Annotated in this window: 21 protein-coding genes; 14 read left to right on the top strand and 7 right to left on the bottom strand. The window is 57.2% G+C overall.

Features of this window, described 5'->3' with window-relative positions; translation table 11 throughout:
* The first annotated feature begins 578 nt into the window (after window positions 1-578).
* Window positions 579-1,226, top strand: coding sequence for a glutathione S-transferase family protein (locus ABJZ52_RS22215; protein ID WP_348187078.1), 648 nt, complete (start codon window positions 579-581; stop codon window positions 1,224-1,226).
* Window positions 1,227-1,237: 11 nt separating this feature from the next.
* On the opposite strand, the gene glp is transcribed toward ABJZ52_RS22215, so the two are convergent.
* The 7 genes from glp to ABJZ52_RS22180 form a co-directional block, all read right to left on the bottom strand.
* Window positions 1,238-2,500 (bottom strand): gephyrin-like molybdotransferase Glp, encoded by a 1,263-nt coding sequence (glp, locus tag ABJZ52_RS22210; RefSeq protein ID WP_348187076.1) that lies wholly within the window; start codon window positions 2,498-2,500, stop codon window positions 1,238-1,240.
* Complete coding sequence (mobB, locus tag ABJZ52_RS22205) at window positions 2,493-3,014, bottom strand: molybdopterin-guanine dinucleotide biosynthesis protein B (protein ID WP_348187074.1); 522 nt, start codon at window positions 3,012-3,014, stop codon at window positions 2,493-2,495. Before mobB ends, glp begins: the two co-directional genes overlap by 8 nt.
* Window positions 3,011-3,667: a molybdenum cofactor guanylyltransferase MobA gene (mobA, locus tag ABJZ52_RS22200; RefSeq protein ID WP_348187073.1), complete on the bottom strand. Its 657-nt coding sequence runs from the start codon at window positions 3,665-3,667 to the stop codon at window positions 3,011-3,013. Before mobA ends, mobB begins: the two co-directional genes overlap by 4 nt.
* Window positions 3,668-3,720: 53 nt before the next feature.
* Entirely contained in the window at window positions 3,721-4,599 is an 879-nt protein-coding gene (fdhD, locus tag ABJZ52_RS22195; RefSeq protein WP_348187072.1) for a formate dehydrogenase accessory sulfurtransferase FdhD, read from the bottom strand.
* 104 nt (window positions 4,600-4,703) lie between these two features.
* Window positions 4,704-5,165: a BLUF domain-containing protein gene (locus ABJZ52_RS22190; protein ID WP_348187071.1), complete on the bottom strand. Its 462-nt coding sequence runs from the start codon at window positions 5,163-5,165 to the stop codon at window positions 4,704-4,706.
* A 215-nt stretch (window positions 5,166-5,380) separates the two neighbouring features.
* On the bottom strand, window positions 5,381-5,977 hold the full coding sequence (locus tag ABJZ52_RS22185; protein ID WP_348187069.1) for a GNAT family protein: 597 nt from the start codon (window positions 5,975-5,977) through the stop codon (window positions 5,381-5,383).
* Between the two features lie 42 nt (window positions 5,978-6,019).
* Window positions 6,020-6,697, bottom strand: coding sequence for an SDR family NAD(P)-dependent oxidoreductase (locus ABJZ52_RS22180; RefSeq protein WP_348187067.1), 678 nt, complete (start codon window positions 6,695-6,697; stop codon window positions 6,020-6,022).
* Between the two features lie 259 nt (window positions 6,698-6,956).
* Between ABJZ52_RS22180 and apbC the strand changes: the two genes are divergently transcribed.
* The 13 genes from apbC to ABJZ52_RS22115 all read left to right on the top strand — a co-directional run bounded on the left by apbC (window position 6,957) and on the right by ABJZ52_RS22115 (window position 19,092).
* Window positions 6,957-8,147, top strand: coding sequence for an iron-sulfur cluster carrier protein ApbC (gene apbC, locus ABJZ52_RS22175; protein WP_348187066.1), 1,191 nt, complete (start codon window positions 6,957-6,959; stop codon window positions 8,145-8,147).
* A 597-nt stretch (window positions 8,148-8,744) separates the two neighbouring features.
* Complete coding sequence (locus ABJZ52_RS22170) at window positions 8,745-9,353, top strand: molecular chaperone TorD family protein (protein ID WP_348187064.1); 609 nt, start codon at window positions 8,745-8,747, stop codon at window positions 9,351-9,353.
* A gap of 98 nt (window positions 9,354-9,451) precedes the next feature.
* Window positions 9,452-9,643 carry a twin-arginine translocation signal domain-containing protein gene (locus ABJZ52_RS22165; RefSeq protein WP_348187063.1) on the top strand — a complete coding sequence of 64 codons (192 nt, stop codon included), beginning with the start codon at window positions 9,452-9,454 and terminating at the stop codon, window positions 9,641-9,643.
* A gap of 93 nt (window positions 9,644-9,736) precedes the next feature.
* A complete protein-coding gene (locus ABJZ52_RS22160) occupies window positions 9,737-12,634 on the top strand; it encodes a formate dehydrogenase subunit alpha (protein WP_348187062.1) in 2,898 nt (965 codons plus the stop codon).
* Between the two features lie 14 nt (window positions 12,635-12,648).
* Entirely contained in the window at window positions 12,649-13,248 is a 600-nt protein-coding gene (fdh3B, locus tag ABJZ52_RS22155; protein WP_153769653.1) for a formate dehydrogenase FDH3 subunit beta, read from the top strand.
* Window positions 13,249-13,341: 93 nt separating this feature from the next.
* A complete protein-coding gene (locus ABJZ52_RS22150) occupies window positions 13,342-13,548 on the top strand; it encodes a hypothetical protein (RefSeq protein ID WP_348187059.1) in 207 nt (68 codons plus the stop codon).
* Window positions 13,549-13,687: 139 nt separating this feature from the next.
* The gene (locus tag ABJZ52_RS22145; protein ID WP_348187057.1) at window positions 13,688-14,830 is read left to right on the top strand and encodes a formate dehydrogenase subunit gamma; all 1,143 of its coding nucleotides are present in this window, start codon (window positions 13,688-13,690) and stop codon (window positions 14,828-14,830) included.
* Window positions 14,831-14,838: 8 nt separating this feature from the next.
* Window positions 14,839-16,227 (top strand): c-type cytochrome, encoded by a 1,389-nt coding sequence (locus ABJZ52_RS22140; protein WP_348187055.1) that lies wholly within the window; start codon window positions 14,839-14,841, stop codon window positions 16,225-16,227.
* Window positions 16,224-16,394, top strand: coding sequence for a hypothetical protein (locus ABJZ52_RS22135; protein ID WP_153769651.1), 171 nt, complete (start codon window positions 16,224-16,226; stop codon window positions 16,392-16,394). The genes ABJZ52_RS22140 and ABJZ52_RS22135 overlap by 4 nt, the downstream gene beginning before the upstream one ends.
* Before the next feature lie 158 nt (window positions 16,395-16,552).
* Window positions 16,553-16,744: a DUF6494 family protein gene (locus ABJZ52_RS22130; protein ID WP_348187053.1), complete on the top strand. Its 192-nt coding sequence runs from the start codon at window positions 16,553-16,555 to the stop codon at window positions 16,742-16,744.
* Between the two features lie 31 nt (window positions 16,745-16,775).
* Complete coding sequence (locus ABJZ52_RS22125) at window positions 16,776-17,561, top strand: biotin/lipoate--protein ligase family protein (protein WP_348187051.1); 786 nt, start codon at window positions 16,776-16,778, stop codon at window positions 17,559-17,561.
* A gap of 23 nt (window positions 17,562-17,584) precedes the next feature.
* Window positions 17,585-18,079, top strand: coding sequence for a DUF6505 family protein (locus ABJZ52_RS22120; protein ID WP_348187050.1), 495 nt, complete (start codon window positions 17,585-17,587; stop codon window positions 18,077-18,079).
* Window positions 18,079-19,092 (top strand): DUF6352 family protein, encoded by a 1,014-nt coding sequence (locus ABJZ52_RS22115; RefSeq protein ID WP_348187049.1) that lies wholly within the window; start codon window positions 18,079-18,081, stop codon window positions 19,090-19,092. The genes ABJZ52_RS22120 and ABJZ52_RS22115 overlap by 1 nt, the downstream gene beginning before the upstream one ends.
* Window positions 19,093-19,123 lie beyond the last annotated feature (31 nt).

Genomic DNA, 19,123 nt, shown 5'->3' with positions numbered 1-19,123 from the left:
ACAACTCGCATTTATGAAAGGCACGCGAGTAAGATCTTGCATCTAAAAAGATTTTTGTAGGGCGCAGGTCGGATCAGCGGCTCTTGACGGCTCCCTGTTAGATAAGGAAACCAGTCATCTCATCATCGAAACGACGTGCCGACTGATCGGCGTCGGCTGCTCGTTCGAGGATATCTCCTGCAAGAATTCCGTACCGCTCTCCCGCTTCCGTTGCCGGCAATCACCCGGTGTCCGGTTAAGCATACGTGCTCCGGGATGCCGCTCGAGTGCGTGGATCTGCTGGCTGACTGCGGTTGTGATCGGTATTCGCTCCGGAAGATTCTTGCTTGGTTTGGGGGAGGGCAACGGCGGACGAGATCGGCCCGGTAGAAGTCATTGCAAATCCTGCCTTTCAAAACACGCATTCAGCTTGAACCTGAGATGCAAGCAAGGCGATGCCAATGATGCCGATCGAAAACACTCATAAAAAACATGATTTTATTGAATTGGACGCTCGTCGGTACTCGACTTAGACAGGCAAAAGCGGTCCATCGGACAGATTTTGCCGGTTGGCTCGCCCGCCCAGAAGGAGAAGCCTGATGCCCGATCTTGAGCTGTTTATCGGAAACAAGAACTATTCATCCTGGTCGTTCCGGCCCTGGCTGGCTCTCAGACAAAACGACATCCCGTTTCGCGAAACGCTTGTCCCGTTTGAGTTCGAAAATGGCAATCCGGCCTTCAAGACCTTTTCGCCGACCGTCAAGGTGCCGGTTCTCAAGGATGGCGAGCTGACGGTCTGGGAGTCTCTGGCGATTATTGAGTATATCGCCGAGATCTATCCCGACGCGGGGCTCTTGCCTGCGGATAGATTTGCGAGGGCTCGTGTCCGTGCCGCTTCAGCAGAAATGCACTCCGGCTTCGCGGCGATGCGTTCCGCATTTCCAATGAACTTCCACCGGCCGGCCGGGTCACTTGCGATCAGCGTGTCGGTCCAAAAGGACATTGACCGCGTTGTTGGTCTCTGGAACGACTGTCTCGAAACGTCAGGTGGCCCGTTTCTCTTCGGTGACTTCACCATGGCCGACGCGATGTACGCGCCCGTCGTGAGCCGCCTTACAACCTATGAAGCGACAAACGACCCGGTCGCACAAGCCTATATGCAGAGGATGAGGGTGCTGCCAGCCTGGCAGGAATGGCAGAAGGCGGCCCTTGATGAGACCTGGATCATAGCGGCCGAAGAAGTCTAGGTTGTTTGACGTCAGAAGGGCAGGAAGTCCACGAGGCTGCCCCGCGCTACCGACGCCGCATCTTCCGGTATTTCAATAAGCCCGTCGGCTTCACGCAGACCTGTGATCAGTCCTGAACCATCGCGTTCGAACTTGCGTGCGATGGTTTTGCCCGTGTCATCGCTGGCCAGAATGCCGCGGTAGAACTCTCTTCTGTCTGTTTTCTTCCGTGGCACTGAGAAATCAGCCGGTACCTGAAAGCGCCGGGCTTCCAAAAAAGGACCACCGCCAAGAACGCTTAGAACCGGCCGCGCATACAACAGAAAACATACCATCGCGGCGACCGGATTGCCGGGAAGGCCCAGGAAGACGCAGGGCCCGATCTGGCCGAACATCATCGGACGTCCCGGCTTGATCGCGAGTTGCCACATGTGCCGCTTTCCAAGCCGGTCGAGCGTCCTGAGAATGTGGTCTTCCTCGCCGCGACTCGCACCGCCGGTTGTCAGCAGGACGTCGCAGCGCTCACTTGCTGCAGAAAGCGTTTCTTCGATGAATGCGGCATCATCCTTCAGAACGCCAAGATCTTCAATTTCCACCGGCAATGTCTGGGTAAGCGACCGCAACAGGAAATGGTTGGAGTCATAGACTTCACCGGATTTCAGGTCCGTGCCTGGTCTCCGGATCTCGTCACCCGTCGACAAGAGCCCGATCTTGAGTTTCTCGTAAACCAGCAACTGCGCCTTTCCCGTGGAGGCAATGGCAGCTACGTCCTGGGGCCTGATAAGATGTCCGGGGCGCAACAACACTGTTCCGGCGGCGACATCTTCTCCTGCTTTTCTGCAATTGGCGCCCTGCTTGAGCCCGGCCGGGACGATAACGAAAGACTGGCCGTCCTGGTCATGAAGCTCGCAGTCTTCCTGCATGACAACCGTATCACAGCCGGGTGGCATGATGGCGCCAGTGAAAATGCGCGCCGCGCCCCAAGGGCCGATCTCGATTGCGCTCGGATGGCCCGCCGCAATCCGTTGTTCGAGGCGGAAGAAGCCGCCCGCTGGATCATGGTCAGAGAAGCGAAAGGCATAGCCATCGACCGCCGAATTGTCTGCCTGTGGCACATCACGGTTCGCAACAATCTCTTCCGCCAGAATTCGGCCGCATGTCTCCTCGAGCGGAATTCGGGTGGTGCCAGCAACGGCAGACAGTCGTTCACGCAAGATTTTGAGGGCTTCGTGATGGCGAAGCCTGTCACGGTCGTGCAGGAAGCAGTCGTCCAGCAGTTTGCCTTTGTCAGTCATTTGTCTCTTTCAATTCGCTCACCGTAGCGATGAAGTCGGCAATCGATGAAATGTCATCAAGGTCGAAGACCGGAAGTCTTTGATCAGAAATAGCGTGATCGCTTGCGATGGCCACAATCGCCGGATCACCTTCTGACAGCGGTTCGGAATTCTTGCTCTCCCGGCGCCTTGCTTCGATCTTGGGATGATTCTCCCGTTTGTAACCTTCGATGATCACCAGATCGCATGGCGCCAGGCGGTCAAGGATCGCATCGAGTGGCGGCTCGTCCTCGCTGCGCAACTCATGCATCAGCGCCCAGCGGCGGCCCGATACCAATGCGACCTCGCTCGCCCCAGCCTCGCGGTGCCGGTAGCTGTCCGCTCCTTGACGGTCGATGTCGAAGTTGTGGTGGGCGTGTTTGACGGTTGAAACCTTGAAGCCGCGCCGCGTGAATTCTTCCACCAATCGCACGACAAGCTGCGTCTTGCCGGAGTTTTTCCACCCGGTGACGCCGAAGACACGATTGTTGCTCATGCAGAATTTCTTTCAAGCGCTCTATGTGCGGTAGCGATGTCTTCGGGTCGGTTTGCATTGAAAAACGGATCAAGACCGGTGACCGGATCGTCGGCGAAGTCAACTTCGACGCTGTCGTGACGATCAACCCATGCCAGCACCTTGCCGCTTTCGCCGGCGGCAAGCCAGCTTGTCAGATCATCAGCTAGCTCGACGGGCCAAAGGCCAAAGACCGGGTGCAGCTTGTGTTTGGATGTCGCAAGCGCGATCACAGGGCGGTCAAACGTTACGGCGGCACAAAGCCGGTTTGCCAGGTCCGTTGGAAAAAATGGCGTGTCGCCTGCCACTGACACCACGTGGGTCACCTCAGGCATATGCGTGCGCGCATGGGTCAGTCCCGCCAGAATGCCGGCGAGGGGGCCCGCGTAGTCGCCGATCGTATCGGGAACAACCGGCAGCTCGTATGCGGCAAACCGCGTTGCATCGCCATTGGCATTGAGAATGATCTTTTCGCACTGAGGCCGCAGACGGTCCAGCACCCGCGCCAGCATTGGTTTTTCGCCAATCTCCAGCAAGGTCTTGTCGCCGCCGCCCATCCGGCGCGACTGCCCCCCGGCAAGCACGCAGGCCAGAACCTTGTTCGAAGAAATCGGATGAGACGGTTGTAATGTCATTGTGTCTTCAAGTTCCATGAGCCTGCGGGCGCTGTATCTGGCGGCTGTCTGCCTCAGCCATGGCTGAAGGCGCCCTTGCGACGCACGTCGGCGGGTTCCTCATCAGCGGCTTCCGGCGCCATATCGAAAGTTATGCGGTCCTGCCCCGCTAGGGCGACAAATCGCTTGCCACGTGCGCGCCCGATGAGCGTCAAACCAGCCTTTTTTGCCAGGTCGACGCCCCAGGCCGTGAAGCCTGAACGCGAAACAAGGATCGGAATGCCCATCATGACCGTCTTGATCACCATCTCAGAGGTCAGCCGGCCCGTGGTGTAGAAGATCTTGTCAGCGGGCGTCACCTGGTTGAGCGTCATCCAGCCAGCGATCTTGTCGACAGCGTTGTGGCGACCGACGTCTTCCATGTAAACGAGGGGTTTGTCTCCCTGGCAGAGCACGCAGCCGTGGATTGCGCCAGCCTCCAGGTAGAGTGAAGGCGTGGTGTTGATGGTCTTGGTCAGGGCGTATAGCCAGGAGGTCCTGAGCTCGACTGATTGCGGCAGCTCAATGCCCTCAAAACTATCCATTACATCGCCGAAGACCGTTCCTTGGGCGCAGCCGGAGGTGCGCACCTTCTTCTTCAGCTTTTCCTCGTAGTTGGTCTCGCGTTCCGTCCGGACCACGACCACTTCAAGGTCATCATCGTAGTCGATGCCGGTAATGGCGTCATCCGCCTGCAGCATATTCTGGTTTTTCAGATAACCAACGGCGAGCAAGTCCGGATGGTCGCCGATGGTCATCATCGTGACGACTTCCTGGGAATTGAGAAAGAGCGTGAGCGCCTTTTCACTGACCACACGCGTAGTCACAGGTTTCCCGTCCTGATCGATCCCTTGCACGGATGTGGAAAGGCCTTCGGCTTCAGGCTCCGGGCGCAGAAGGTAGCTGTCGGTCAAGAAACGACTCCGGTGGATTACTCCACCAGATTATGAGAGCCGTGGAATAGAGCGCAAGGGCTTAACCGGCGTGCGAAGCGTCGCAACCACGATTTGACGCGGCTTCAGCCGGTGGCCGTCGCCCTTTGGTCGCTGGATGGATCCATCAGGTGGGCAATGTTGCTCAACACCACCATCGCTTCCGAGTAGGTGAGGTTGCCGTCCGCGTCGGCGATGGCCTCTCCGATCTCTCCGAACAGCGCTTCTTCCGAAACGGCGTGTTCCGAAAAGCCCATCCACGATTCAGGGAACCGGCGCATGTCGAGCTCGCCCTGGCTCAGCACCTCGATATTCTTGTGCCGCGTGTCCTTGCTGATACGGGCAAAGGTGGTTTTGACGTCCTTTTCCGAACCTTCGAGGATCTGAAAAAAGTAGTCGTGGGTAAAGAGAAGACAGCCGGTCACGCGTGCTGCGGAATTATGCCGACGTGCCGCATCCAGGATATTGGCGACCTGGGTGTCCGCAGCCGCTCGGTCCTGTGTGTCCGACATCTCGCTCTTGTAGCAAAGATAGAAAAGATCCTGCATCTTGTTACCCTTTCTTGCGATGAGCTTTTGACTGCTGTGAAGTCAAAATTATCTCGAAAGGAAACGCTGTCGCTTGGGAATGAAAATAGTCTGAATCCAATAGTATAATTTGGATATTGGGCGGGATTGATTTGATATTAACTTGAAAATTGACCCAATCGCAAGATCTGCGAATGGAAAAAACAACAATAAAGTCAGCGGAGCATCGGAAAGTGCTAGCTGCGTGGTTTTTCCAGCTGCCAGGCAAGGTTTGCTTTCACGGCAAGCCACTCGCTGGCGATGATCGAATAGACCGCCGTGTCGCGCAGGGATCCATCTTCCATCTGCTGGTGGGATCGCAAGATGCCGTCGAGCTTTGCGCCAAGGCGTTCTATTGCGGTCCGGCTCTGCCGATTCATGAAGTGGGTCCGGAACTCGACGGCGATACAGTTCAGTTCTTCAAATGCGTGTCGCAGCAGGAGTAACTTGCACTCAGTGTTGAAGGGTGAGCGCTGCACGGCCTTGCGATACCAGGTTGAGCCGATTTCGACGCGTCGGTTGAGCGCGTCGATGTTCATGTAAGTTGTCATGCCGACGGCCTTGCCGCTGGACTTGCCCAAAATGGCGAAAGGCAGCATCGAGCCTTCTTTTCGAAGGCCCAGCCTTCGCTCGATCTCCGCCGGAACGGCCTTGGGTGCTGGCACGCTCGTATACCAGAGCTTGTGGACATCCCCGTCAGCGGCTGCGGCGGCAAGATCCTCCGCATGCTCCAGACTCAGAGGAACCAGGCTTACGAAATTGCCTTGGGTGCAAAAGGGATCGGGCCAGCACATTGGGGGAGCCTTTGAAAACGAATCTTGCAACTGGCGTCGAGACTAGAACGGCCGCTCTTCGCCCGTCCACTTGAAGAATGCGCCTGTCTTTGAAATCTCGAGGTCCTCCGCGATCTTCAAAATGCCTTTGGCAACATCTCCCGCATCGTTATCGGCTTCCGCACCGCCCATATCAGTCTTCACCCAGCCCGGATCAATCAGGCAAACGGCGATTTTCTCGGCTTCAAGGTCGGTCGCAAGACCTTGCATGACCTTGTTCACCGCAGCTTTTGAGGCGCGATAGGCAATCCGATCTGACTTGGCATAGCCCATCCAGGCCATTTGACTGGAGACCGTCAGGATCTTGGCGTGTTCCGACTGGCGCAGATGAGGCAAGAACGCCTGGGCGATCGCAAGCGGAGCAAGCGTGTTGATCGCAAGGGTTTGGGCAAAGCCTTCGAAATCCATGTTCAAAGGGGACTGTCTGTCCGGTCCGATGACGCCTGCATTGTTGATCACAACGTCGATCGGAGCAGTCAATCCGGCAGCCGCCTTTGCAATTGCCTCCCGGTCAGTCACGTCAAAGACCATTGTTTTCACGTCGGGCAGCGACATGGACAATTCTTCAGCCTGCGCCTGTGTTCGAACTGAAGCATGAACCAACCAACCCTTGTCGACGGCTGCTCTGGCGAGTTCCAGGCCAATTCCGCGATTGGCACCAGTGATCAGAATGCTTGTCATTGGAACCACTCTTGCTGATTGAGGTGAGGCCAATGCGTATAACACAGGCCAGGATATGAGGTTCCAAAAGACCTAACGGTTGATGCGACACCATGCAAAGGTGATTTTCCCTGGAAGGGGCATTGTGGCGTCCTGCTGGTCCAACGGTGCACGGCACGTTGTGTGTCCGGTTACATTGACGCCGGACCAAGCATGACTACGTTAAGCACATCCGCCGGGTGATTTGCCCGACCCAGGGATGCGAAATCAGGAATTTTCAATGAGCGAAGCGATCAAGGAAGCCGTGCTGGACCGATTGTCCAAGGTCAAGGGACCGGATCTTGAGGGGGATCTTGTGTCACTTGGTCTGGTCTCGGATGTTTTTGTATCAGACGGCCGCGTGGCTTTCTCAATCACCGTGCCGGCCGAACGTGCCCAGCAACTGGAACCCCTGCGCCAAGCGGCAGAGAAGGTCGTCAAGGAAATCGACGGTGTAGAGGCGGCAATGGTCGCGCTGACCGCGGAAAAGGCCGCCGGGAGCTCCGGCTCAGCTCCGGCAGCTCCTGTTCGACCGGCGCCAAGCAAGGCGCAGGCCGGAGACGTTCCCCCGCCCATGCAGGCGAGAGCGAAGAGCCAGGCCTCGGAACAGACCGGTCAGAAGCCAGGCGTGCCAGGCGTCAAGACAATCATCGCAGTCGCTTCGGGCAAGGGTGGCGTCGGCAAGTCGACGACCACGGCCAACCTAGCGCTCGGTCTTCAAGCCAACGGCCTGAAGGTTGGGGTGCTGGACGCTGATATCTACGGTCCATCCGTTCCGCGGCTGTTTAATGTTACGGGCCGGCCGGAACCGGTCTCTGGTCGAATTCTGAAGCCGCTGGAAGGGTATGGCATCAAGGTCATGTCCATGGGGTTCATGGTCGAAGAAGAAACTCCGATGATCTGGCGCGGCCCTATGGTGATTTCCGCCCTGACCCAGATGTTGCGGGAAGTTGCATGGGGCGAACTCGATGTTCTTGTTGTCGACATGCCGCCGGGCACGGGAGATGCGCAGCTCACCATGGCTCAGCAAGTGCCGCTGGCTGGCGCAGTGATCGTCTCGACGCCTCAGGATCTGGCACTCATCGATGCCCGCAAGGGGCTCAACATGTTCCGCCGGGTCGACGTCCCGGTCCTCGGAATTGTTGAAAACATGAGCTATTTTCTCTGTCCTGATTGTGGCAGTCGGCATGATATTTTTGGTCATGGCGGTGCCAGGGCCGAAGCTGAAAAGCTTGGTGTGCCTTTCCTTGGAGAAGTCCCCTTGGACATGCAGATCCGTGAAACCTCGGACGCAGGCACGCCGGTGGTCGTCTCTGACCCCGACGGTGCTCACACAGCGGTCTACCGGGAAATCGCATCACGGGTCATGGAGGAAATCGCTCGCTATGAAGGCGAAGGCACGCGAGCTGCCCCCAATATCGTGATGGAATAACGCCCAAACTGGAAGCTCTCGTCAGATGTGCGGCTGTTGATCCGTCTCACATCCGTCGACGAGATCATCCTTGAACCGACCCGTTGTCAGGGTCGGTTTTTTTATGACCTTTGCGTACAGCTTTGCTGCTGACGAAAAGGTCTTTCGCTTTGAGTTTTGTTGTGCGCTGCAAAATTCATGGCCGAAACGGAGCGATAAACCATTTCGAGATGCCCGGATTGATGCATTGTTAAAGTTGCGTAGGGGAACTTTCAGCTTGAGGTGGTGACGCTCAAAATATTGATATGTATGATCTTTCACGAAGGCGGCTCAGGCAAAGTCGGTATCTCGATCATTTTGCGTTCACGCTCGGCGATCTTCTCTCGGTGTTGAGTCGCCTGACTTATCAACGTCGTTTCAAATCAGAATACGCTTCCCTGGTTGCCTCAGTGAGGCTTGAAATGTCTTTTTGATGTTTTTTGTGATCATAATTACTTGGGTAGAGAAAATTTAGTTCTGATAACAAGAATTTGCATTTAATGCTGCGATGCAAAAATGATTTCATTTGCGACTGTTGTCATTCAGAGCAATCATTCGTCACTGAGGGAGAAATTTTGGATGTCACAGGTGACGTCGGTTCAAGCCGATATTGCGTCTGAAGACGTGGATCGTGCTATCCTATATGGCTTCATCGGTCGGATGCTGCAGGCGGCGCCGACGGAGGAAGATCTGCAGGCTATTCGTGGCCTCCAGGCAGACGATACGCCTGTTGGTCAGGCGCTCGCCGGACTTTCGACTGCAGCGGAGACTACGACTGCCGAAAAACTGCTGCGTGCCTATGAAGATCTTTTTATCGGTCTCGGTCGCGGCGAATTTGTCCCCTACGGATCTTATTATCTTACCGGCTTCTTGCACGAGAAGCCGTTGGCTGACCTTCGCGCCACCATGTCTCGCTATGGAATTGAGCGCTCTGAAGGTGTTTCCGAGCCCGAGGATCACATCGCAGCCCTCATGCAGATGATGGAAGGCCTCATTTCGGGCGACTTTGGCCAGGTGGCGACACTTGATGAACAACGGCAGTTTTTCGTTGAACACATCGGGTCCTGGGCCGGGCACTTTTTCAAGGATCTCAGCGCAACTGACACCGACGCGTTCTACGCGGCCGTCGGGGCGCTTGGACGTGTTTTCATGGCGGTGGAGGCCGACGCTTTCGCCATGACAGAGTAAGTCGGAAAGCGGCGCGTTGCGGCGCCGGGAAGCTGGATGTCGCTGTCCATGGTCTGGAGAGGCTGGACGGCGGAAAATCAGAGAGCTGGAGAGAAACGATGACGGACAAAAAAACAAAGGATACCGCTGATCGGCGCAATTTCCTTAAGCTTGCCGGTCTCGGCACCCTCGCAAGTGGTGCATCTGTCGTTACTGGTGGCGCAGAGGTTGTAGCGGCGGACGCGGACGCAGGATCCGGATACCGGGAAACCGATCACGTCAAGAAAGTCTACGAAACCGCACGCTTTTAAAGCAATTGGCTGGCTGCTTCAGACGCGATGAAGCGGCTCGCCCGGGACCGGCAGGGTAACACCTGTGCTGTCCCGTTTGAGGGAGAAACGAAAATGCTCAGGAAAAAGACAAGTGGGGTCGCGCGGCGCGGCCGTTTGTCCTCCGCCTTTGCTGATTTCAGCTCGGCGACAATGGATCGCAGGACCTTTCTGCGGCGCTCTGGCGTGGCGGCTGGCGGTCTTGCCGCCGTTACAGCTGCCTCCGGCGGCATGGTTCAAAAAGCGCAGGCCCAGGCAGCAACTGTTGGCAAGGTCGACATCAAGAAGTCGGTCTGTACTCATTGCTCTGTCGGCTGCACGGTCTTGGCCGAGGTCAAGGATGGTGTGTGGGTCGGCCAGGAACCTGGTTTTGACAGCCCGTTCAATCTCGGCTCCCATTGCGCCAAGGGCGCTTCGGTACGTGAACATGCTCATGGCGAGCGCCGCCTCAAGTACCCGACCAAACTGGTTGGCGGGAAATGGGAGCGCATCTCCTGGGATCAGGCGATTGAAGAACTTGGCGACAAGATGCTTCAGGTCCGCGATGAAGAAGGTCCTGACAGCGTCTACTGGCTCGGCTCCGCAAAGCATAACAACGAGCAAGCCTATCTGATGCGCAAGTTCGCTGCCTTCTTCGGCACGAACAACGTCGACCACCAGGCTCGTATTTGTCACTCCACGACGGTTGCAGGTGTTGCCAACACCTGGGGCTACGGAGCGATGACCAACTCCTACAACGATATTCACAATTCCCGCGCCATCTTCATCATCGGTGGTAATCCCGCCGAAGCACATCCTGTCTCCCTGCTGCATGTGCTGAAGGCAAAGGAAGAAAACAACGCTCCTCTGATCGTCTGTGACCCGCGCTTCACGCGCACCGCGGCACATGCAACCGAATATGTTCGCTTCCGTCCTGGTTCAGACGTGGCGCTGGTTTGGGGCATTCTCTGGCACATTTTTGAAAATGGCTGGGAAGACAAGGAATTCATCCGCCAGCGTGTCTGGGGCATGGATCAGATCAGGGCCGAGGTCGCGAACTGGGATCCTGAAGAAGTTGAACGTGTTACGGGCGTTCCAGGCTCTCAGATGAAGCGCGTTGCAAAGACACTTGCCAACAATCGTCCCGGCACCGTGATTTGGTGCATGGGTGGTACTCAGCACACCAACGGCAACAACAACACCCGGGCCTACTGTGTATTGCAGCTTGCCCTGGGCAACATGGGCAAGGCTGGCGGCGGCACCAACATCTTCCGCGGTCACGACAACGTTCAGGGGGCGACGGATCTTGGTGTTCTCGCCGATACGCTACCTGGATACTATGGCCTGTCCGATGGCGCATGGGCGCACTGGTCACGCGTTTGGGATGTTGAAAACGACTATATTCGCGGTCGCTTCAACACCATGAAAGGCGCTGATGGCAAGGATGTTGCCATGATCAACCAGAAGGGCATTCCCGTGTCCCGCTGGATTGATGGTGTCCTTGAGGATGAAGACAAGCTGCAGCAGCCGGCAAACACCAAGGTCATGGTGTTCTGGGGACATGCCCCGAACTCACAGACCCGTCTTCCGGACATGAAAGTGGCGATGGAAAAGCTCGACACGCTGGTCGTGATCGATCCTTATCCGACCATGTCGGCCGTTCTGTCTGATCGCAAGGATGGCGTCTATCTACTGCCAGCGACGACCCAGTTCGAGACGTCTGGCTCGGTTACGGCGTCCAACCGGTCGCTGCAGTGGCGTGAGAAGGTGGTTGAGCCTCTGTTCGAGAGCCTGCCTGACCACACCATCATGTACAAATTGGCCAAGAAGCTCGGTTTCGCCGACGAGATGTTCAAGAACATCGAAGTCAATGGCGAGGAGCCGCTGATTGAAGACGTCACCCGCGAATTCAACAAGGGTATGTGGACAATCGGCTACACTGGTCAGTCACCGGAGCGGATGAAGCTCCACATGGAGAACCAGCACACTTTCGACCGCACGACGCTTCGTGCGCTCGGCGGTCCGTGCGACGGAGATTTCTACGGAATGCCGTGGCCGTGCTGGGGTACAGCCGAGATGGGCCATCCAGGCTCTGCGAACCTCTATGATCCGTCGTTGCCGGTCGCTGAGGGCGGCATGCCGTTCCGTGCGCGCTTCGGTGTCGAGCGGGATGGGGACAATCTGCTGGCTGAAGATTCCTGGCCGGTCGATTCCGAGATCCAGGACGGCTATCCCGAGTTCACCATGGCGATGCTCAAGAGCCTTGGCTGGGATGGTGATCTGACGGACGAGGAACGCGCCTCCATCGAAGCAGTTGCTGGCGACAAGACCAATTGGAAAACCGACCTTTCCGGCGGCATCCAGCGCGTGGCGATCAAGCATGGCTGCGCACCCTACGGCAACGCCAAGGCCCGCGCCGTCGTCTGGACCTTCCCGGATCCGGTCCCGGTCCATCGCGAGCCGCTTTATACCAATCGCCGGGATCTTCTCGACAAGTATGCTACCTATGAGGACAAGACCTTCTGGCGCCTCCCCACGGCCTACAAGTCGATCCAGGAGAATGACTTCTCCAAGGACTTCCCGATGATCCTCACCTCCGGCCGTCTGGTCGAATACGAGGGCGGCGGTGATGAGACCCGGTCCAACCCATGGCTCGCTGAGCTGCAGCAGGACATGTTCATCGAGATCAACCCTGCTGATGCGAATGACCTCGGTATTCGTGATGGCGAGATGGTCTGGGTGCACGGCCCTGAAGGCGGCAAGGTCAAGGTCATGGCCATGACCACGCAACGCGTTGGCCGCGGTGTGACCTTCATGCCGTTCCACTTCGGTGGGCACTACCAGGGCGAGGACCAGCGCTCCAAGTATCCGAAGGGCTCAGATCCTTACGTCCTCGGTGAAGCAACCAACACTGCTCAGACTTACGGTTACGACAGCGTGACCCAGATGCAGGAAACCAAGGCCACTCTGTGCCGCATTGAGCGCGCAGCCTAAGGGAGGGAAGACACATGGCACGTATGAAATTCCTCTGTGACGCTGAACGCTGCATCGAGTGCAACGCCTGCGTTACCGCTTGTAAGAACGAGAACGAGGTGCCTTGGGGCATCAACCGCCGCCGTGTTGTCACGATCAATGACGGCAAGCCGGGTGAGCGCTCGATCTCAGTCGCTTGCATGCATTGTTCGGATGCGCCGTGTACGGCGGTCTGTCCGGTGGATTGCTTCTATCAGTCCGATGAGGGCGTGGTGCTGCACTCCAAGGACCTCTGCATCGGGTGCGGATATTGCTTCTATGCCTGCCCCTTCGGCGCGCCGCAGTATCCGCAGGTCGGAAACTTCGGCTCTCGCGGCAAGATGGACAAGTGCACCTTCTGTGCCGGTGGCCCGGAAGAAGATAATTCGGCTGCCGAGTTCCAGAAATACGGTCGCAACCGTCTGGCCGAAGGCAAATTGCCGCTTTGTGCGGAAATGTGCTCAACCAAGGCTCTGCTGGCTGGTGACGGTGACGTTGTCTCCGCGATCTACCGCGAGCGCGTGGTCGCTCGTGGCTTTGGCTCCGGCGCCTGGGGCTGGGGCACTGCATATGATCAGAAGGCCGGAAACTTCTAGGTTCCGCTTCTTCTGTGCATTGAAACGAACAGGGACGGAGGCGGCTCACCAGCTGTCTCCGTTCTTTCGCCATGAAACTGCAGGAAAGCGTCGATGAGCTGTGAATTGACCAGACGGTCTGCAAAACTGGCCTTGGCCATCTCTCTGCTGGGCCTCACCGCCCTGACTGGCTGCCGGGAATCTGAAGAAAACCGTGTGATCACGCTGGAAAAGGGCGTCTATCACGGCCGACAGGACCATGCACTGACAGAAGATCAACGCCGCGAGCTTCGCGCGCGAGGCATGAAGCAGCAATTTTGATCGGCTGCGTGCCGGTTGATGATTTCAAGGAAGGTTCGACCCCAGCCGCAGTTCCGTTTTCAAAGGGGCAGGCGGCATCCAGCTGGAAAAGGTCGGATCACTGCATGACAGCAGACATGAATTGACCCAGGAGGATCCTATGAACGGGAACAGGATGACAACAGCGATGCGGACGATCTTGAGCGCGTTTGTCCTGCTTGGCCTTCTGTTGACATGCGTCGTGTTGCTGCCGGGGCATTCGCTGGCGCAGTCCTTGAGGCAAGATCCCGTCGATCAACAGAACCTGGTCGGCGGCGCTGTTCCCGGCGACACTTTGGGCGTGAACTCCCAGTCCGACTATTGGCGCGCCGTGCGCGAAGGCGTGAATGGAAATGTGTCGATCCCGGACAAGAAGGCAGGCACCCTGATTCAGTCCGAGGGCGAGGCCTGGCGCTCACTTCGCAATGGCCCTCTATCGCTCTACGCCAGCTGGGCGTTGCTTGGCACGATCGTCATCCTTGGTCTTTTCTACGCTATCCGCGGCCGGATCCGCATTGAAAACGGTCCATCAGACAAGACGATCACGAGGTTCCGTGAAGTGGAACGGCTAGGCCATTGGATGCTGGCTGTGTCTTTCGTCATTCTCGGCCTGACCGGGTTGAATATTCTTTATGGTCGCTACGTGTTGAAGCCGCTTATCGGTGACGGGGCCTTCGGCTTCATCACCCAGATGGGAAAGTACCTGCACAACTATCTGGCCTTCGCCTTTATGGCAGGGCTGGTGATGATCCTGGTCATGTGGGTGAAGCACAATCTGCCTGACCGTACGGATATCAAGTGGCTTCTTCAGGCAGGCGGCATGTTCTCTTCGAAGCTGCATCCGCCAGCCAGGAAGTTCAACGCGGGGCAGAAGATTCTTTTCTGGCTGGTGATTGTCGGGGGCGTATCGCTGTCTATCTCGGGCTGGGCGCTTATGTTCCCTTTCACCACACACTTCTTTGCCGGCACCTTCGGCAAGATAAACATGGTCTTGGGCACTGAGCTTCCGACGGCGCTTACTATCTTGCAGGAGCAGCAGCTCAACAGCCTTTGGCATTCGATCATGGCGATCTTCATGATCTGCGTGATCTTTGGACACATCTACATTGGGACGGTCGGAATGGAACGTGCCTTTGACGCGATGGGGTCGGGTGAGGTGGACCTGAACTGGGCCAAGGAGCACCATTCTCTCTGGGTCGAAGAAAACCTGGATGACATTCATGACGCTCCCGGCGGCGGACCTGCGCCGCAACCTGCCGAGTAGGACACTCAATGAACCGGGTGTCGTGGAGCATCGCAGCTGGTGTTTTGGCACTGCCGGTCGCCGGGTTTCTCGCGACCGCGGTGCCTGCGGCGGAGGACTGGCCCGAGCGGTTGGTCGGCCACGGTGGTCCGGTGAAGTCGGTTGTTCTGGAGCGAGGCGGCGACCGTCTTCTATCGACGTCCTTTGACTACACGGCGTTACTCTGGCAGGAGCCCGACGCGCACGGCAAGCTTTCAGATCCTCTGCGGCTGACTGGCCACAACGCCGCGGTCAATGACGCAGCGTTTCTTCCTCGCAACAGGGCGGTCACTGTGGCCGACGACAGTGACGTGATCGTCTGGGATCTTGCGACGGGCGCCATCCGCAACCGCTTTCCCGGCCGCGGCGAGAAGGTGCTCAGCCTCGCGGTCTCTCCAACCGGGCGCCATGTTGCGATCGCATCCTGGGAGAATGAAGCGCGGGTCTACGATCTTGATGCCGACGACCCAGGTCTTGTCGCAACGCTCGATGCGCATCGGGGCAATGTGAATTCCGTCGTCTTTTCGACAAGCGGTGAGAAGGTGTTCACGGCTTCTTATGACGGCGGTATCCGTCAATTTGATCTCGCAAGCGGTGGTTTCGAACGGGAACTGGTCAATCTCGGTTGGGGCGTCAATGCGCTAAAAGAATTGCCCGATGGACGAAGCCTTCTCTTCGGTGTCACCGATGGCAAGGTTGGCGTGCTTGATATCGAAACCGCTGCGGAAACAAAGGTCCTTCCGGCACATAGCCGGCCAGTCCTGTCTCTTGCGATCTCTCAGGACGGCAACCGGGCGGCCAGTGGTGGCGGAGATGGTGTCATCCGAGTGTTCGATACCGGAACCTGGGAGCTTCTGGAGGAATTTCAAAATCCTTATGGTCCGGTTTGGGGGCTGGCGTTTTCGTCATCTGGACACGCGCTGTTTTACGCGGGCCTCGATGATGAAGTGCATCTCTGGCAAGTCGCGCCACGCAAGCCCTTCGAGCCGATCGAGGTAGATTTTCCACGCCGTTTTCAAGTGTCTGATACCGACGACCCAGGCGAACTTCAATTCGCTCGCAAGTGTTCTGTCTGTCATACTCTGACCCCGGACGGAGGAAATAGGGCAGGCCCAACGCTCTACGGCGTCTTTGGGCGCGGGGCAGGCACCTTGCCAGGCTATGCCTATTCACCGGCTCTTTTGTCCGCTGACTTCATTTGGGACGAGAACACGATCTCGGACCTTTTCGACTACGGTCCGGATGTGATCACGCCAGGATCGAAAATGCCAATCCAGCGGCTTAAATCGGTCGAAGACCGCGATGCGCTGGTGGCCTTCCTGAAACGCGCGACAGATCCCGAAAGTCCGCTCACCCCTACGGGAGAAAAAGCCCAATGAAGGCATTTGTTTTTGGCGTTTGCGCCATGTCTCTGATCAGCTTGGGAGCCTGGTTCGTGTTGACCAAGCAACTCGATTATTCAGCCGTCAGCGTCAATACCAGCCACAAGAATGACGCAGTCCGACTGGATCCAGGCATGGGTCATCGCTCAGGCGCTCATGAATAAGCAATAATCACAATGTTTTAAGACACAGTTCTGATTCAATCTGGAAGCTGGTTGAATCAGAATGTCAACGACTTGTAACCCGCGGAAACTGTGATTGATGTGCTCTTAACGTCGTCATCAGTGCAGGCTTTTGCCATCCGTCAATGAAAGACCCTTCGATGAACAACGACACATTCAACATGTCCATGCGCAAGTTCCTCAAGCAGGTTGGCGTGACCTCACAGCAAGCTCTGGAAGACTATGTTCGCAAGTCTGAGCTGTCTTCCGGCGCTCTGGACGCCAAAGTCACGGTGACAATTGATGGCACCGACTTCGTTCATGAAGTGAAAGGCAAGATTGAGCTCGACTGATGCGGCTTGAGATGTTTCAGAGTACCTATCCATGAACGAGCCGCTGAATTTCAATCCGTCGCTGCCACCCCTGTTGAGTGGCCATCCGGTTTTGCCGCCGCTTGATCCATTTAAAGCTGCAGTAGCGGCTGCCGGAAGTGGGGAAGGGGAGGCGGGCGACCTCTTCTGGTCGTGCGACACGGAAGCAATTGCCTTTGCAATTGTGCTCGAACCGGATGTGCAGCGCAGCCGGGTACAGGAAATGCTCTTCGTGCTGATGGTCTCGGCTGCGGACGCGCTCGGCGCGATCTGTCCACCTGAAATGGGCATCTCCTGGAATTGGCCCGTTGCGATCAATGCCAACAGGGCACGCCTGGGCACTGCGCAGATGATCGTCAGCGACGGTGATGACGAAAACGGTGCGCCTGACTGGATGGTGGTTGGTCTGGAAATTGGTTTGAAACCAACCTCGGATGCTGAGCCCGGAGAGGACGTTGCTGCGACAACCCTTTGGGACGAGGGGGGCGTGGAGGTGGAAGCTGTGCCAGCTCTTGAATCCCTTGCCCGTCATTTTCTGACATGGGTTCACCGTTGGGAAAGCGATGGTTTCAAGCCTGTGCATGAAGCCTGGCTGTTTCGCTGCGATGGCTACCGAAAGACCGTATCGATTCTGGATGGCGAGACACCTGTCATCGGCAACTTTATGGGCCTGGACAATTACGGCAATCTGTTGCTGAAAGTCGGCGAAGACGCGAGGGTTTTCGAAGCAGTCGATCACCTCTCATCCGCAGGGTGCGCCCAGCCTGTCGTTGGTCAAAACGACAAGCACGCGGGCTGACTTTCAACCAGGAGACCATAGCCATGCCGCGACTGCTGCGTGCGATCCGTTTCGACGCCTCTGACAGCCATGTCTTTCCGCTGGCCGCGCGAGAAAACGAATGGGCCATTCCGGGCAGTTTTGTCTTTTCACTCGGTCGCTACGGTGATCCCGCCGCGATCGCAGGCAAGGAAAGGCAAGCGTTCGTAAGTGGCTTCCTCGCGCTTGGCTCTTTCGGGTTTTCAACCGTCGTCAGTGTTGCTGAGGCGACTGAGGATGATGTTGTCAGCTGCGAAGGGCTGCTGGCGGAGTATCTTCTGGACCAGTTTGGTGCCCCTGGCGAAGAGGCAGCGCTGGCGGCCGCGCGCGAAGAAGTCGCCTTCGGCCGCGAGCTTGCCGAAGGTGCGGCGCTTGACACCCTGCTTGCCTTGAAACGTGAAATCGGCGACGACGGTCTCATCAATGAACGTTTTCATATTGTGACCCCTCCCGGAGAAAAGCCGCACGCGCTGGTCTGGGACGTGGTGGAGGAGCCCTGATGCGGCCATTTTGGAAGTCTGCCGGATATCACCTCGTTGAACGGGAAGGCAACGGCTGGCTGCGTGTCACACCTGACCTTGTGCGTGCCTATCTGACCCGGCCGGAGATCCATCCGGTGGAAGAATCCTGTGAGGTCGAGCACCGGCTTTTCGAGCAGCTCATGACCGATCCGTTCACCGAGGTGAGCGACAGCGATCTCGCACCGATGGTTGATCAGGATACAGCAGACAACTACCGGGTGGTTCTGGCGTTCCGCGATCATCTGTTGAAGCACAAGACCGTTGAGGCGGCATATGCCGCGCTTTTCAAGGCGCAGACCATTTCCGTACCGCCGGTCTTCATCGACCAGTTGGTTCATCTGATCTTGCGCAATATTTTGCGCAATTGTCAGGACCCCGTCCGTCTGCGTGCCGCAGAGCTCTTCTTTCGCGAGCAGATGGTGAGCCTGAACGAAGGCACCGTCACCATCGCCGACGCCGAGATCGTCGAGATGATGTCTGAAACAGGCGGCCTCGGTGGCCTGGGCGCACTCCTCATGGAGGCGGGCACGCCCATGCGAGAGGTCGCGCTCGATGTGATCGGCGAGGAAAATGGCGAGATCTACTGGGATCGCTCCGACCGATTTGATACAGCGCTCGACTTTCGCTTTACGCAACCTGGACCGGACGCTTTTGCGCGTGTTCTGGAGGACTGGATCCGCCATTTTACTGGTGTCGATGTCCGCATCCAGCCGGTTCAAAAGATTCGTGACGAGCAATGGTCCTGGCACATTGGCCTGGATGCAGATGCAACGGGGATCCTCAACGCGCTCTACAATGAGGAAGGTATTTCCGAGGCGGACAATATGCGCATTCTTTGCCTGTTCAGAATGGACTTCGAGAATCGAACCGACATGCGGTCGGATCTGCGCGGCAAGCCGGTCTGGCTTGGTCTCGCCATGAGCCGTGAAAACAAGATCCGGATGAAGCCGCAGAACCTTCTGGTGAACCTGCCGTTGGCGTCGGGAAGCTAGATTGCCTTTCGAGGAAACCGGCATTGCACGG

It is taken from the genome of Roseibium sp. (assembly GCF_039982295.1).
Taxonomy (GTDB): Bacteria; Pseudomonadota; Alphaproteobacteria; order Rhizobiales; family Stappiaceae; genus Roseibium.
The sequence above is the reverse complement of the archived record's forward strand: the minus strand, read 5'-3'. Positions and strand labels throughout refer to the sequence as shown.